At 38.1% G+C, this 15,836-nt stretch carries 16 protein-coding genes and 1 pseudogene; 6 read left to right on the top strand and 11 right to left on the bottom strand.

Features of this window, described 5'->3' with window-relative positions:
* Positions 1-278: 278 nt before the first annotated feature.
* Positions 279-1,358 (bottom strand): iron-containing alcohol dehydrogenase family protein, encoded by a 1,080-nt coding sequence (locus tag D8M06_RS19200; RefSeq protein ID WP_121206195.1) that lies wholly within the window; start codon positions 1,356-1,358, stop codon positions 279-281.
* Positions 1,359-1,399: 41 nt separating this feature from the next.
* On the bottom strand, positions 1,400-2,371 hold the full coding sequence (locus D8M06_RS19195; RefSeq protein ID WP_121206194.1) for a bile acid:sodium symporter family protein: 972 nt from the start codon (positions 2,369-2,371) through the stop codon (positions 1,400-1,402).
* A 518-nt stretch (positions 2,372-2,889) separates the two neighbouring features.
* Between D8M06_RS19195 and D8M06_RS19190 the strand changes: the two genes are divergently transcribed.
* Entirely contained in the window at positions 2,890-3,240 is a 351-nt protein-coding gene (locus tag D8M06_RS19190; protein WP_121206193.1) for a DUF2200 domain-containing protein, read from the top strand.
* A 171-nt stretch (positions 3,241-3,411) separates the two neighbouring features.
* On the opposite strand, the gene D8M06_RS19185 is transcribed toward D8M06_RS19190, so the two are convergent.
* The 3 genes from D8M06_RS19185 to D8M06_RS19175 all read right to left on the bottom strand — a co-directional run bounded on the left by D8M06_RS19185 (position 3,412) and on the right by D8M06_RS19175 (position 6,839).
* Complete coding sequence (locus tag D8M06_RS19185) at positions 3,412-3,876, bottom strand: GNAT family N-acetyltransferase (protein WP_121206192.1); 465 nt, start codon at positions 3,874-3,876, stop codon at positions 3,412-3,414.
* A 46-nt stretch (positions 3,877-3,922) separates the two neighbouring features.
* Positions 3,923-4,645, bottom strand: coding sequence for a YetF domain-containing protein (locus tag D8M06_RS19180; RefSeq protein ID WP_121206191.1), 723 nt, complete (start codon positions 4,643-4,645; stop codon positions 3,923-3,925).
* A 133-nt stretch (positions 4,646-4,778) separates the two neighbouring features.
* Positions 4,779-6,839: a catalase gene (locus D8M06_RS19175; RefSeq protein ID WP_121206190.1), complete on the bottom strand. Its 2,061-nt coding sequence runs from the start codon at positions 6,837-6,839 to the stop codon at positions 4,779-4,781.
* A gap of 160 nt (positions 6,840-6,999) precedes the next feature.
* On the opposite strand from D8M06_RS19175, the gene D8M06_RS19170 reads away from it, so the two are divergent.
* The 3 genes from D8M06_RS19170 (at position 7,000) to uvsE (ending at position 10,384) form a co-directional block, all read left to right on the top strand.
* Positions 7,000-7,185 carry a hypothetical protein gene (locus D8M06_RS19170; RefSeq protein WP_121206189.1) on the top strand — a complete coding sequence of 62 codons (186 nt, stop codon included), beginning with the start codon at positions 7,000-7,002 and terminating at the stop codon, positions 7,183-7,185.
* On the top strand, positions 7,182-8,573 hold the full coding sequence (locus D8M06_RS19165; RefSeq protein ID WP_121206188.1) for an amidase: 1,392 nt from the start codon (positions 7,182-7,184) through the stop codon (positions 8,571-8,573). The genes D8M06_RS19170 and D8M06_RS19165 overlap by 4 nt, the downstream gene beginning before the upstream one ends.
* 857 nt (positions 8,574-9,430) lie before the next feature.
* Positions 9,431-10,384 (top strand): UV DNA damage repair endonuclease UvsE, encoded by a 954-nt coding sequence (gene uvsE, locus D8M06_RS19160; protein WP_121206187.1) that lies wholly within the window; start codon positions 9,431-9,433, stop codon positions 10,382-10,384.
* Between the two features lie 143 nt (positions 10,385-10,527).
* Here the strand turns inward: uvsE and D8M06_RS19155 are convergent, their stop codons facing one another.
* The 4 genes from D8M06_RS19155 to D8M06_RS19140 form a co-directional block, all read right to left on the bottom strand.
* A complete protein-coding gene (locus D8M06_RS19155; protein ID WP_121206196.1) occupies positions 10,528-10,758 on the bottom strand; it encodes a hypothetical protein in 231 nt (76 codons plus the stop codon).
* Positions 10,759-11,003: 245 nt separating this feature from the next.
* Positions 11,004-11,465 carry a nucleotidyltransferase family protein gene (locus tag D8M06_RS19150; protein WP_241559003.1) on the bottom strand — a complete coding sequence of 154 codons (462 nt, stop codon included), beginning with the start codon at positions 11,463-11,465 and terminating at the stop codon, positions 11,004-11,006.
* Between the two features lie 90 nt (positions 11,466-11,555).
* A complete protein-coding gene (gene sfsA / locus D8M06_RS19145; RefSeq protein WP_121206186.1) occupies positions 11,556-12,272 on the bottom strand; it encodes a DNA/RNA nuclease SfsA in 717 nt (238 codons plus the stop codon).
* 89 nt (positions 12,273-12,361) lie between these two features.
* Positions 12,362-12,781: a YbaN family protein gene (locus D8M06_RS19140; RefSeq protein ID WP_277749496.1), complete on the bottom strand. Its 420-nt coding sequence runs from the start codon at positions 12,779-12,781 to the stop codon at positions 12,362-12,364.
* A 297-nt stretch (positions 12,782-13,078) separates the two neighbouring features.
* On the opposite strand from D8M06_RS19140, the gene D8M06_RS19135 reads away from it, so the two are divergent.
* Positions 13,079-13,282, top strand: a complete 204-nt coding sequence (locus D8M06_RS19135; protein ID WP_121206184.1) for a hypothetical protein — start codon at positions 13,079-13,081, stop codon at positions 13,280-13,282.
* A 351-nt stretch (positions 13,283-13,633) separates the two neighbouring features.
* Here the strand turns inward: D8M06_RS19135 and D8M06_RS19130 are convergent.
* Positions 13,634-14,390 (bottom strand): annotated as a pseudogene (locus tag D8M06_RS19130) (glycosyltransferase family 8 protein).
* A gap of 226 nt (positions 14,391-14,616) precedes the next feature.
* Between D8M06_RS19130 and D8M06_RS19125 the strand changes: the two are divergent.
* Entirely contained in the window at positions 14,617-15,114 is a 498-nt protein-coding gene (locus D8M06_RS19125) for a YusW family protein (RefSeq protein WP_121206183.1), read from the top strand.
* Between the two features lie 58 nt (positions 15,115-15,172).
* Here the strand turns inward: D8M06_RS19125 and D8M06_RS19120 are convergent, their stop codons facing one another.
* Complete coding sequence (locus tag D8M06_RS19120; RefSeq protein WP_121206182.1) at positions 15,173-15,607, bottom strand: organic hydroperoxide resistance protein; 435 nt, start codon at positions 15,605-15,607, stop codon at positions 15,173-15,175.
* Positions 15,608-15,836 lie beyond the last annotated feature (229 nt).

Raw genomic sequence — 15,836 nt, 5'->3', positions numbered from 1 at the left:
ATTCCGGCTTGAGTTTTGTTTTCCTTTTCATAAAGCCTGTTTCTTGGGCCCACTCCTCTATTTGTTTTCTCGTAAAATTAGATTGTAATTCCTTGAATAGTATTTGAAATTCTTTATCTAGTTGCATGGTTGTAAAAAAATACTCCTCTCCGTAGTTTTATACCGAAAGAAGTATATCCATAATTTGGTAATGATGTCAGCGAAAATGCTTAACTTGATGGCTATGGGGACAGGTTCCTTGTCCCCAGGGGGACGAGGAACCTGTCCCCCTGTCCCGATCAAACGCCGACCATTCCTAATGTTTCTACTTTTTTCATTGCTTCTAAGACTTCTGCTGCGGTAATTCCTGGTACTGCTAAATTAAATGTTTCATCATCACTTGCTGCAAATGCGGCAATTTTCTTGGCCTTTTCTTCAAAGTCCATCGTAACTCCGAATTCCTCCAGTTGATGAGGGAACTGGTTTTCCTGGAAGAAAGGTACTAGTTTTTCTACCTCTTCCCTATCTCCTGTTGCCATTAACTGAACCAGCACCCCGTAAGCTACTTTTACGCCATGAGCATAGGAATGGGTTTCTTGAACAAGGGACATCCCATTATGCACAGCGTGCGCGCCTGCCATTCTTCCGTATTCCCCTGCAAAGCCACCCACTGTGCCGGCTATCGCTACAACTGCTTCCGTCACACGGCCAAACGCCGGACTGACCTTCTGCTGCTCCATACTTGCCAGTGCCTCTTTCGTATCTTCCAGCAAAATTTCCTGGGTCAATTTCGCTGTTTTCAACCCGACATGCACCATAGCGGGTAAATCTCCCCCGACATGGCGTGTGATGGCCTCCGCTTCATACCATTTTGCTAATGTATCACCAATTCCACCCATGAAATACTCTTTTGGAGATTCCACAAGTAAATCCAAGTCTACTAAACATAAAAATGCAGCTTTTTCATAATAATCCACAACCTTAAACGTATGGTCGGGATGATAAACAGCAGATAATGGCGTATAAGCTGCACAAGTTCCTAATACAGTCGGTACCATAACATAATCCACATTTAATACATCTGCCGTTCCTTTTGCTGTATCAAGGACTCGACCACCACCAATGCCAACGACACAGTCAGAACCTTGCACCTCTTTAGCAAGACGCTCCATGTTTTCATGAGAAGCTGTTCCATCATAGCGATAAACTGGCAGACGGAAGTCTCCTTGATAATGCTTTAAAAACGCATCGAATGATTGATTTCCTGTAATCACAACTGGATTGTCAAATACCTTTAATTTCTCATCAAAGTATTTTATAGCCCCCGCTTCACTAATAAATTGACTTGGACCACTTCGTACAACTTGACTTAATCTCATAATTGATTCCTTCTTTCCTCTATATATGGTTGTTTTGTCTATTATGCTGATTTCACTTCTACAGAGAATGTCTCTTCCTTAACTTTCCGCAAATCTTTCTTACGACATAGGTTCGCGTAAATCGTACCGAATAATGTATGAACAATCGTTCCCGCTGCACTAGCTAGAGCGGTAATTGGTGTAAAGTACTGTAAAGCCAAGCTTGCAGCTAATCCTGTGTTTTGAATACCCGTTTCCATTGCCATCGCACGAGTGGATTCCCTTGTTGCTTTGGTCGATTTCCCTACGATATAGCCAATAGCATAGCCACTCAAGTTATGTAAAAAGACGACCAAGAATACAAGTGCTCCGGTTTGAATTAAAGTTTCCTGATTAATTGCCACCGTTCCGCCAAGGACGAGTAGAACTGCTACAGATGATAGCGTTGGAAGGGTTCCCTCCACTTTTTGCACTTGTTTGTGAAGCAACGTGTTAATGACCAGTCCAAGCACAATAGGTATTAAGATCACCTGAACAATCGACATAAACATGCTCCAAAAACTGATATTTAGGTACTCTCCACCATAAAACATGAACACTAGCGGAGTGAAGATTGGTGCTAATAGGGTGGAAATGGACGTTGCAGTGATCGACAACGGAACATCTCCATTTGCTAGATAGGTGATCACGTTGGAAGAAGTCCCACCAGGAACCGTCCCTACTAAAATAAGACCTAGTGCAATCTCTGGAGGTAGGTTAAAAGCTTTTGCCAATAAGAATGCTGAGAAAGGCATAAAACCAAACTGCATCACAAAAACCAACAATACTTGCCAAGGCTTTTTAAATACAGCCGCAAAGTCAGATGCCTTCATGGTTAATCCCATCGTAAACATAACGATTTGTAAAAATAAGGTGATATAGGACGATGCCCAGAATAAGGAACTAGGCATCGTTAGTGCTAACGCTGCAACTGCTAATACAATCCATGCTAAATAATTGGTAAATAGGCCATTTAATTTATTAAAAAAATTCATTCTTGTCTCTCCTTATGTTGTAAGATTATGTCTTTTCCGGATATTCTAATTTCGATTTCAATTTCAACTTCCATTTAAACCACGTCCTTTCATGAATGATGGAAACGAAAAAACCTCCCATCTTTTTATAAAACAAAAAGAATGGGAGGTTTGTTGTCTAAATCCCATTCCTGCACGCAGAAGAGGACTTAAACACTTTTTTATCCAATCATAAAAAAGGTCCAAATCCTCTAGATAATAATAATAATAATGTTATTGTTTCTTACTGGTTGTTCTGCGTATACAGTCATGGTGAATTCTCCTATTTCCATAATCACGAATTTTAAGATTGTTAAACTTATTTTAGTACTCTAAAATTTCAAAGTCAATGTTTTTTTAGATAAATTTCGTTTAATATGATTTTTTTGTAGAGTCCTCGTAATTTAGTAATATTGGATTTGATGTACATTAATTGATAAACTAGGGAAAATGTTAAGGTCAAAATTTTAGTAAGAAAATATAGATGGGAGAACGGTATGATGAGTAAACATAAAATTTATTCCATGAGCTTCGTTAAGGTCTATCCCCATTATGTTACAAAGGCGGAGAAAAAAGGGCGCACGAAAACAGAAGTAGATGAAATCATCCGCTGGCTGACAGGGTATAACCAGGAAGAGTTAGAAGCTCATTTGGAAAAACAGACAGACTTTGAAACATTCTTTGCGAAAGCACCCCATTTAAATCCTTCACGTGCTTTGATCAAAGGTGTCATTTGCGGGGTCCGAGTGGAAAATATAGAAGAGCCAACCATGCAGGAGATTCGTTATTTGGACAAGCTAATCGATGAGTTAGCAAAGGGAAAAGCGATGGACAAGATTTTGAGAAACTAACATTAATTGAGAGAAGAGCTAATAGAGATTGTTTCTCTTTTAGCCCTTTTGATGGTGTGTGACTGCAAATATATGTGTGCGTATGGCTATGTAGTGTACATTAACAAGTAGGAGTTTTCTAAGCTTCTTTTTTTATTGTATCTTTGATTAACTGCCCTTGAAAAATAGTAATTAACACTCGTATACCATTTTTAAAAACTCAAATGTACTACTATTTGTATGTTGCATAAAAGTCTCTACATCTTTAAATCCAATTCTTCTATATAGTTTTATCGCCCTTTGATTAAAAGTTGCCACCGATAATGTAATTTTTTTAGGTTTAAATTCCGATTGAATAAAGTTTATACTTGCCTGTAAAAATTCTCTCCCATAGCCTTTTCCAGTTAAATCTGGTCTCATTCCTAAACCAATATCAAGAATTCCTTCCGTTACTTCACTAGTACGAAGGAAACCAACTAATTCATTTTCTATTGTAACAGCAAACGTTGAGTCCCCTCGTTCTTCTGGTTTTAAAAATTCCTGTAAATCCTCTTTATCAGCTTCCATATCATAAAAAGAATATTTACCATCATAATGCCAGTTGAATGCAATATGTTCTGCTTGTTCTTGTGTTAAAATACTAAATTTATAGACCATTAAACTTCCTCCCCACCTCTTGATTCAATCACCTGGTTTAATATTTCTATTTATTTGGCTCTTTTCTAAAAGATTTAGACATCCCTTCTCCTTTCCGATTAACAAACAAGGTTCCATCTGTCTGAACTTGGGCAAACAGAACTTCTGAAGGACTGTGAATCTGTTGTTTTTTTAATTGTTCTGTTAACCAGTTCTGATCTAGTTTCAACGTTTCCAAGTTTCGAGTAAGGACATTGCCATCCGAGATAACTTCTGTTGGAAGAGAATGTATCTTTGTTTCCTTTGCTACATTCATATCGGTCTTGGTAACCAGCTTTTTGTCTTCTTTTAGCAATACAGACAATTGCCCATCTGTTTCAAAAATAGCGTAGTCTACATCATTAATAGAGAAAATATTTTCCTTCCTTAACATCGCATTTAAGGAATCCAAATCCAATCTCTCTGAACGAAGCGCTTTTTCGACAATCCTTCCATCCTTTATGACGATTGTCGGATCACCTGTAAGTACTTTTCTTAATGGCTTTGACTTTATGTCTAAGAAGTCCATGGCGATAGAAAATACTCCCCAACCAATAATTGCAATAATGCCATTACGAATACTTAGATTTTGGTTCACCACCAGGTTAGCACTAATAGAACCAATGGCAATGGCCGACACAAAATTAAAAAACGTCATCTGACTTATTTCTTTTCTTCCTAATATTCTTGCTACAGCAAAGAGTACCAAGAAACCTAAAACTATTCGAGATATTAATTCTGATAAATCCATTGGCTTCCCATCCTTTTACATTTTCTTTACCATTATAGCTAGCTTATGAAAATGTAAACCTTGGAATAAGAACGAAAAAATAAAGCGAACAGTTTTATTCCTGTCCGCTTTACTTTGTATAGAGATTCTTATATTATGTCCGATCCCAAAAGCGTTGTTGGGCAATAGCATGTAGAAAATCTTCTCCAAATTTAGGATTATTAGCGGCAAATACAACGCCAGCTAAATTATTACTCTGAGCCGTCTGAACAAATGACTGACCAGTGGAAGCAACCCCGATAGGTTTATAGTGCCTATACGCAACTTGGAAGAAATCTAATATATTCATTGTATTTGCTGCATGATTATCCGTACTTCCCCCAACGATATATAGTGAATCAAATAAATAGGGACTAGATGTAAGGAATGTTTGATTTACTTTCAGTTTTGTTCCATCATTTCCTGTCACCGTACCAAGACGTCCACTTACAATGGTAAAGAAAACACCTGACTGCCTCAACATTTGTAGGACTTGGTTCACCTCACTGGTATTAAAGCCATCTCCAATGAGCACTCCTACTTTTTGTGTGGCTGCATATTTCGGAGTCGTGTACTGGCTTAAAGAAGAATAACTTGTTGATACTGGCACATGAGTTCCGCTAGGACGCGCGACACCAATGTTATCCGCAACCACTGTAGCTAATTCCTTGTCTACCTTAACCAATAAATTGACATTTTGCTGACGGACGGATTCACTTAGTACTTTTCCAAGCTGATAACTAAATGCTTCAATCGTATGCTGTTTCTCTACAGGTGTTAAACTATTCCAAAAGATTCTCACTTGTGAAAAGTAATCCTTGAACGAATCACTTCTCGCCCGTATCACATGCCCTTCCACTTTTTTCGGATAGTATTCATAACCACCTTGTTCTGGCGGTGTTGTATATGGCGTGTTATTTGCTAATGAATTTTGATGATAGTCTACTTCATCCACATCAATTCGATGACGCATATACCCACGCCGGGTATTATTATGGAATGGACAGAGCGGTCGGTTAATTGGCAACTGATCATAGTTAGCACTGCCTAGTCGATGTTGTTGTGTATCTCGGTAAGCCATTAATCTTCCCTGCAAGACAGGATCATTCGAAAAATCAATTCCAGGAACCACGTTTGCAGGGTTGAATGCAACTTGTTCCGATTCCGTAAAGTAATTTTGAATATTCCTATTTAATGTCATCTTTCCAATGATTTGTACTGGGATAAGCTCTTCTGGCCAAAACTTAGATGGATCCAACACATCAAAGTCATATTTAAATTCGTCTTCTAATGGAATGAGCTGGACTCCTAATTCGTATTCAGGATAAAATCCATTGTCTATTGCCTCTCGCAAATCTTTCCGATGAAAGTCAGGGTCAATTCCTCCTAGCTTAATTGCCTCATCCTGAAGAAGGGAATGCACACCTAGAACGGGCTTCCAAACGTAGCGCATAAATGTTGCTTTGCCTTGATCATTCACAAATAAGTACGTATTAATGGACCATGATTCCATCATTCGATAACTTCTTAAAATACCACGATCTGACATAATCCATGTCACCATATGAAGAGACTCCGGATTACTTGCTACATAATCCCAAAAATGGTCGTGTGCACCGGTAGCTGTTGGAATATCGTCATCCTGCTTCGATTGATACGCATGCATCGCATCTGGGAACTTCATCGCATCCTGGTTGATTAACACAGGCATAGCTATCGTTGTCAAATCCAGATTTCCCTCTTCTGTATACAACTTCACACCCTGACAACGCAAATCCCTAGCCGTATCATAAGAACCTTTTGGCCCCTGTACCGTAGAAAAGCGAATGGTTAACGGCGTCTTTTTACCTGCTTCTCCTAAAAAGTTTGCTTTTGTCACATGTTTCATGGATTGATAACATTCAAACTCCCCATGTGCACTGTAGCCCCGTGCGTGAACCACTCTCTCCGGTATTTCTTCATGGTTAAAGTGAGACATTTTTTGAAAGAACTCGTAATCTTGTCGTAATGAAGGTCCGCGAATACCCGCTTTTAATTGATCGATATCTTGGGATTTCTTTTTCCCCTCATTTGTCGTCATTGGCTTGCCTGTATTTTGTATTCGATATTGATCTAATTGCTGTTGTTTCCGATCTTTGTTAATAGGCCTTTGGTTTCCTGATGACTTATCGTCCATATGATCACCCATCCTTATTTTTATAAAAATTACCACTTATATTTTATGCTTCCTTTTTTTGTTTATGTAAAAAATTACGGGAATTTGTAAAGGTCGTATGATGCACATTCTGTTTTTGCCTACATATATAGTACTATCACCCATACAAGGAGGCATTTAGATGTGTAATATAAATTTTATAAAACAAGGATTATATGTCCAAAATTTACCAATTTATGAGGCTGACATTCCATATATACAAGATATGTTACACACGATACAACAAGCCCAACTTGCACTCGAAGCATTTCCACACTTACATGACGAAGTACCGATTACGATTGTTGATAAGGGTTTAATACGATGACAGATTTATCATTCTTAACAGCTTCAGAGCTCGCCCCATTTATACAGTCAAGACAACTATCACCAGTAGAATTGACAGAACATCTATTAAATCGAATAACTCAATTCGACCCTACTCTGCGTACGTATATTACACCGCTTCCAGATTTAGCGATGAGGCAAGCGAAAGAAGCAGAAACAATCATTATGAACGGTGGCTACAAAGGACCGCTCCACGGGATTCCAATTGGTGTAAAAGACAATTTTTACACAAAAGGAATCCGAACTACCGTTGGTTCCAAACTGCTTGCAAATTTTATTCCGGATAAGAATGCGACAACTGTTGATAAACTTTTGAACGCAGGGGGGATCATGTTAGGAAAACAGAATATGCATGAACTCGCGGCAGGATCAACTGGTACCAATCCTTATTTTGGGAACACGTTGAACCCTTGGAATATCCAATATATGCCAGGAGGTTCTAGCAGTGGTGCAGCTTCCTCTCTCGCTTCTGGACTCACAACGCTAGCGACAGGGACAGATACATTTGGTTCTATACGCTTACCAGCTAGCATGTGTGGCATCTACGGACTAAAGCCAACATATGGACTCGTTAGCACACATGGTGTTTTTCCAACAGCAATGTCATTAGATACAGCAGGACCAATGGCACGATCCGTCTCCGATTTAGCATTGATGTTAACATACATGGCGGGCTATGACCCGAGTGACCCTGCAAGCCTTGAAACATCCATTCTTGATTATGGGGAAAGTTTATATACCGGAATAAAAGGAATTAAAATCGGAATTCCAACCTACTATTTACAGGACCTCGACCCAGACGTGGAAAGACTATTTACAAAAGCTATAGAAAACTTAAAATATCTAGGAGCACAAGTTAGAGTAATAGATATACCAGAACTATCTATGGCCACATTTTCTAGCTATGCAACGGTTACTGGAGAAGCATCTGCGTACCATCATAAATGGTTACAAACCTATCCAGAGTATTACTCTGCAGATATCCGTACTTTCTTCCTGACTGGAACGTTAACCAACACACCACAATATATTCAAGCTCAACAAGCAAGAAGAAAAATAGTCAAAGCATTTCAACAAGCATTCCTTGAGGTCGATGTCTTACTCGGTCCAACCATCCCCATCACTACCCCTGCATACAGCAAGAATTGGCTCGAACAAAATTTAGGGGTTGTGAAAAGAACATTACCATTTACCTCCCCCGTAAACCTAACCGGAACACCAGCTATATCCGTCCCAATGGGAATCGATCGTTCAGGACTTCCAGTTGGCATGCAATTCATCGGAAATCACCTTTCCGAAAAACAATTGCTACAAATAGGAAGTGCATGGGAACGCACAAAACCACTGGGAAACCGATTGGAAAAATGATTTGTTTTTTGTTTTGTTGGGTTTGGTTGGCAGGATTTTATGAGCGCTCAGCTAGTTTTATGGGCGCTCTTTTTCTTTTATAGGCGTTCCTCTCGTTTTATAGGCGCTCCTCCGATTTTATAGGCGCTCCTCTCGTTTTATAGGCGCTCCTCCCCTTTTATAGGCGCTCCTTCTCTTTTATAGGCGCTCCTCCTCTTTTATAGGCGCTCCTCTCGTTTTATAGGCGCTCCTCTCGTTTTATAGGCGTTCCTCTCTTTATATAGGCGCTCCTCTCGTTTTATAGGCGCTCCTTCTCTTTTATAGGCGCTCCTCTCGTTTTATAGGCGTTCCTCTCGTTTTATAGGCGCTCCTTCTCTTTTATAGGCGCTCCTCCCCTTTTATAGGCGCTCCTTCTCTTTTATAGGCGCTCCTCTCGTTTTATAGGCGTTCCTCTCATTTTATAGGCGTTCCTCTCGTTTTATAGGCGTTCCTCCGATTTTATAGGCGTTCCTCTCGTTTTATAGGCGTTCCTCCGATTTTATAGGCGCTCCTTCTCTTTTATAGGCGTTCCTCCGATTTTATAGGCGTTCCTCCGATTTTATAGGCGTTCCTCCGATTTTATAGGCGCTCCTTCTCTTTTATAGGCGCTCCTTCTCTTTTATAGGCGCTCCTTCTCTTTTATAGGCGCTCCTTCTCTTTTATAGGCGCTCCTTCTCTTTTATAGGCGCTCCTCCGGCTTTATAGCGTTCAACTATTTTATAGCCGCTCACTATTTCTCTAACAGACATCAGATATCTCCTCATCCTGCATAAAAAAACCCTCATTAACAAAATATAAACATATTCATTTCGTAATACATAAGGTCAGGAGAGTCTTACATGAAGATTCGGTTCGGTTATGTTGCTAATGCGCTTGGTTTATGGGATGCGAGTCCTTCGAAGACATTAACCTTTGCGCGATATTCCAAGCTTCCTAAGAGTGAGCGCTTGGACACGCTGAAATCTGTCACTGCGAAAAATTTACATCATACGAAGCGAATCCTTTGCTATAATATCGCTCATGAGATAGAACTTTACCGTTTTTCGAGCATGCTTGTCCCTCTTGCTACACATCCTGAAGCACGTTGGGATTTTGTGACACCGTTTAAGAAGGAGTGGAAAGAGTTAGGGAGATTGGTGAAAAAATATAACATCCGAACGAGTTTCCATCCAGGGCAATACACACTCTTTACTAGCCCTAGAGAAGAGGTCACAATGAATGCGGTGGAGGATATGCAGTATCATTACCAGATGCTAGAGGCGATGGGAATTCTCGATACATCCATCATGAATATTCATGTCGGTGGTGCATATGGCAATAAAGAAAAAACCTTAGAACGCTTTCACGAAAACTTAAAGCAGCTCCCCAACGAAGTGCAGTATTATATGACCCTTGAAAATGATGATAAAACCTACAATATAGAGGAAACGTTAAAGGCCTGTGAGAAGGAAAAAATTCCGATGATTTTGGATTATCATCATTACATGGCAAATAAAGGTGAGGTTGAACTGGAAGATTACTTGGAAAGAATCTTTAACACTTGGAAACATCGTGACCTCGTTCCCAAAGTTCATATTTCCTCCCCTAAGGGGGCAGATGCTTTTCGTTCTCATGCAGATTATGTTGATTTGGTATTTGTACAACCTTTCTTAAAGATAGCAAAGGAGTTAAATCAGGACTTCGATATGATGATTGAAGCCAAGCAAAAAAATTTAGCAATGCATCAATTAGTTGAAGAGATTGCTAAAATTCGTGGTGTAAAACGTTTATCAGGAGCTTCTGTGGAGTATTGAAGATTATTGTCTAATAAAATGCGCTTTCGAATAGATTCTGTTTATGTTCAAGAAATCGCTTCGATATTAAGTTATCCAAGCGTTCTATTTAACATGGTATTGTTAGACTAATGCACCTGTTTGTTTAAGTATATATAAAACAGTTATCCAAAGTGATTATGAAACCACAAAATAATAAGAATCATACTCAATATTCCCCAAGCTGTGGTACTCACTATCCACCAAATTATGGATTTAACTTTTGTTGAACTTTCCTCGCCTTCCATATTTGCTGTTATAAAAGCGAGCTTACTTTCCATACCTTTTTTCATAGAAGTGAGAACGACAAATCCGATTACTATGAAACCAATAGTTATCCAGAGTAATAAGTCCACCTTTAATACCTCCTTCTTTTTGTGAATCCCTTTCTTTTCAATCTCAATTATCCTGCCCGTTAGCACAATTATATTATTAATCAAACTTACTCATCCACTGTACTTGTATTTTTTTCGCAAATTAATGCAGGGCGTTTTAGAAACCGTGATAAATAAGCAGTCCGTTTATATGTTAATCGGACTGCTAAAAGAATGGTTATTTTATATTTTAAACTCCAAAACAGAGCATTTATGTAATACAACAACTAAGATTCTATAGATAAATTTCTCCAGATTTCATCCCATTTTTTCTTTTTTATACGTTCAACATATATGGAATAAAATTGGGTATTCTTTTGATAAAATGGTGTGGGCTTCACCTTCATCTCAAACAAATCCTGTAGTCCATAAGGAGCCATTATTTCAAGCTCATTATTACACAATCTTACAGCTATCGCAGTTGGAATTTCTGGAAAATGCGCAACACCATCATAGGATGAAGTAAAAGGATCAAACCCACTTTTCAAATGCATACGGGCTTGATTTTTCACTGACCAAGGCTGATTGGGAAGGAACCTCGCTAATTCTGTTTCTAATTGCTTTTCCGTTTCCAAAGAAGTGTCCGAGGTATCAAAGTATATAACATCAATATCATTGATAGGTGTTTTTGTATGATGTAAACAATCCCAGACTTTATTTCGAATAAGTCCCGCACAAACCCCAAGCATCGTTTACGTTTAATTTCTCGACCGCTTTAAGAATAGAGAATATATTAGTATCATGTTTCATCATTTCTTTTAATTGTTTTTCATAGTTAATCACATGTATCCCTCTCCATTAAAGCCATCTCCCCAGATTACTGGAATCGCTTCGCCTAATACAATCTCATCCTCCGTTACAACCGTATCATAAGCTAATATCTGTACACCTTGCTTATAGGCATGATGTAATGCACGTGCAAACTCCTGATCCATCTCCACATGTGGGGTGAAGCTATGACAACCCTTCATCTGAATAATAAACAGAATCATTGCTTTGTACCCCTCTTTTACCGCGGCAGCCAATTCTAATACGTGCTTCTTGCCTCTTTTGGTTGGTGCATCTGGGAACATCGCCAAACCGTCTTTCTCTAATGTTACCCCCTTCACTTCGATAAAACCTCTCTCTTCTTTCTTTTCATAATAGAGATCCATTCGAGAATTCCCATAGGTTACTTCTCTCTTAATTCGTTCCACTTGCCCTATCTCCTGCAGCTTTCCATCCTTCACCGCGTCAAATGCAACGGGATTTGGTACCTGGGAATCGATATTGACTAGCCTTCCATTTTTCCATACTGCAATAAGCGAGTATTTGGTTTTGCGTTTTGGATTATTGCTTTCTTCCAGCAGAACTTCTGCACCTGGCACGAGTAATTCTATCAAACGACCGGTGTTTTTAATATGCACTTCCTCCATGACACCTTCGATAAAGACTTCTGCTATAAAACGATTTACCTTTCGATTTAGTTTGCCAGATACGATATGTCCATATTTCATCTTTTTCACTTCCGTTCGAATGGAGATTTAGTTTAGTATACCAGAAAAGATTCTAATCCAACTAAATTAAACAACCCCGACCAGCATCTTCAAGTTGAGCTTGTCGGGGTTGTTTTTTGTCGTTGAATTAGCTCGGATTTAATAGTTTCGTACTGTTCGGGAGTAACCGTTGGAATTTTCCTGATAAAGTAGTAGTGTTTAATAACACATAACGCAATCATCAGCAATCTGACGAAAAGTATATCTACATATAGGACCGAAAATAGAATAAAGGCATCCGCAATCAAATTGATCCGAATTTTTTCTTTTCTTGTCATGCCCTTGTTTTCCTTCAGACGTACGACATATATCATATAAAAAGACGTACGCTTGAACCAGTTGTCCACTCGTTCGGAACTTCTGGCAAAGCAATAGGCAGCAAACAAGAAAAACGGTCCACCTGGCAGTACGGGGAGTACGACACCAGCTACACCAATCCCAAACGAAAGAAATCCTAAAACGACGAAAATAAATTTCTTTATATTTTTTATGGTAATTCACCTTACCTTATCAATAAAGTCATTGTCCAATATATGAAATCATGTGCCTCAAATATGACCAAGGCAATGTTTCTTACTTAATTGTAAGTAGTACTTCATTTTATATCAAAGAAAGAATCTTAAAGAGACAATGGTAATTTGTTACAAATTTTATTAACAGAATATGAATAATTTGTAAAATCTTGCACATAGCTCTGTTCATTATAAGAATTAGCGTTATACTGGAACTGAATTAAATAATAATTCTTCCAAGGAAGGTGCGAAGGAATGACAGGTACAGCATTATTAATCAATAAAGATCATACGGTTACCGTATTAGAAAACGTGGAGCATGAGGTGTATAATCAGTTAGTGGCCCAAGAAGATTCAGAGGAAATTGAGTGCACCATTAATAACAAAGAAGTTCATTTACATCCCATTGAGAAGGTCGTTTGGTATGAAGATACGATTGACTGGACGTACGGATATTGATATATAGATAGTTTTCCTTTACGAATAAAGCTTGCAGATTAAACCCATCTGCAAGCTTTTATTTTTTAATTTTAGAAGGCTCTTCTCTAAAAGATTACTTTAATCCATAGAAGATTAATCAAGTAGAAACCTTCCTGCGGGGTCTTCGGACACGTGCTTTTCCTGCAGGTCAAGAAAGGCTCACCAGTCGCCCGCATAAAGCGTAGTGTATTTCCGTAGCAGATATAAAGAACCATTCTTAATAAAAACTTTTTAAAATCAACAATTCCTATCAACTGTAAAACTTCAAAAAGCAACAAACGATACGAAAAGAGCCTTTTAGATAACCAGCGTCTCTTGCCTTTTCCTCTATCAATTTTTAGCCAATCTTTCATAGTGTTTGTACAAGGAATGAAACTTGCCAGAATAGTTTTTTAACCACGGTTTCTTCTTTCCGCAAAAATGAATAATAGCAGTTTGATTGATAACAAAATCCATATCGATTCGATTTTTATTGACTAACTTATAGTAATAATAAAATCTCGCATCGAAATTGTAAATGAGCTCATTTATATCTTTAATATCCTTAGAATACAACCCATTAATGACATCCTGATCTGGAAGAATGAGGCGTTTCTTATTTTTTTCGACGAAAGCATAAATTTCCTTCTCTTTTATTTTCTTACGCTGCTCCTCTAAATTCATCATTAATACACCTGAATTATAGTAAGCTTGTATTTCATAATCCTTCAACCGCAACTTATTCAGTTCCTTCACCGATGCCCTGTCATGATATGCTGCCGCATAAAGATACCCAGATAGCTCCATTTCATATAGGGTCTGAATTTTTATTAATAACTAGAATATCTGGATCCAAATACAAGATTCGATCCAAGTCTTCCGGCAAGAACCGAAATGCCAAAAGCCGATAATACATTTCTTTGGAATAGTGTTTCAAGACTGGTGCATCGGAAAAATAATCATTATCTACCGATATAACTTGCAAATCATGTCCATTTTTTTGAATATATTTCTGCAGCATGTCAAGTTCATTGTCTTTAATAGTGGAATGCATTAAATAAATACAGAAATTTTGTTTCGAATTATTCAGAAACAGTGATTTTAACATTACTTTGAGAGGATTGATATAATTGGAGTTTAGTGTTACAAGAATATTCATCATTCGCATTCTCCTCCATTTTTACAATATACTTAGCATAGCTTAATTGTATGTTAGAAAGCCCTCATCATGCAAAATGGAGGGTCTTTTCTGAAACATCACTCGGTCGTGTTGTTTATTCTGCATGTCATCCGGAAATAATAAAACTAACTAAACATAAAGGAGATATAGCAGGATGAAAAAAAGCCTAATCTGGATAGGAATTTTCATGATTTTACCTTTAATACTAATTGCTTGTGGTGACAATGATGATGTCGACAATCCACCACAAAACACGACAGAAGAAGAACAGCAACAAGCAGAAGAAACCAATACAAACACCGCGAACGAAAATACAGATAATGGCACAAATACCGGATATAGTTTTACGAATTTTGAACTGGAAGCAGATTATACAGATACAAATGATGCGCTTGATGTTGAGTATGAAAAGGAACAAAATGAGAAAATCGAAGCATCCTATCGCGATCAGTCACAAGAAATTGATTTACATGGTGATGCAGCGATGGAAGAATTAGACCAACTATTTTCTTCCTTTACCTTTGATGAAGATACACCAGACGATGAAGTATTAAATACGGTTATAGAGGCATTTAACATACCAGAAGATGCCAAAAATATCGAACTGGAGATACAATTTAATAGTGGCACGGAGAAAGAATACCATAAGTGAGTATAAGCAAAAAAGGTAAGTCCCACTTCATTGAAGCTGGAGACTTACCTTTATTATTTTAAGATGGTTCATTCTTCACTACTTTTGGTTTTAAAACTACTTCTATATTTCCTCTTGTCGCTTTGGAATACGGACAAAATTGGTGAGCTGCTTCTGCTAGTTCTTCTGCTTCTTCTGGGCTTACTCCTTCGATTTTAATGTTAAGCGTAACGCCAATTTTAAAACCACCATCTTCTTCGTCTTTCAGGAAATTTACTTCAGCCGTCGTTTCCGAAATAATCGGTGTCTTCTTCTCCTTAGCCACGTGGTTTAAGGCACCATCATAACAAGCTGCATATCCTGCAGCAAACAGTTGCTCAGGATTGGAACCTTTTCCAGATTTATCTCCAATTGGATTAACTAGATCCAAATCAATTAACCCATCCTCTGATTTCACATGACCATCTCGTCCATTTTTTGCTGTAGCAACAGAAGTAAAAAGTATGTTACTCATGTAAATCCTCCTCTTTTGGTTGGAATTCTATTCTACTTGCCTTACCAAATAGATGACAATCAACAATCTATTATTAGTTATCTATTCCCACTATAGAATAGAATAAACATAAGGAAAAATGCGGGACATGGGGACAGGTTCCATAGCCATCAAGCTAACAAAAAATAATGAATACAAATCATTAATTTTTGTTAGCTTTTTCTCTTTTTTGTTTTTCTAAATAATTTTC

The organism is Oceanobacillus halophilus, assembly GCF_003628505.1.
Lineage (GTDB): Bacteria > Bacillota > Bacilli > Bacillales > Amphibacillaceae > Oceanobacillus > Oceanobacillus halophilus.
Note: the sequence above shows the minus strand (reverse complement) of the source record. Positions and strands in the feature narration are given on the sequence as shown.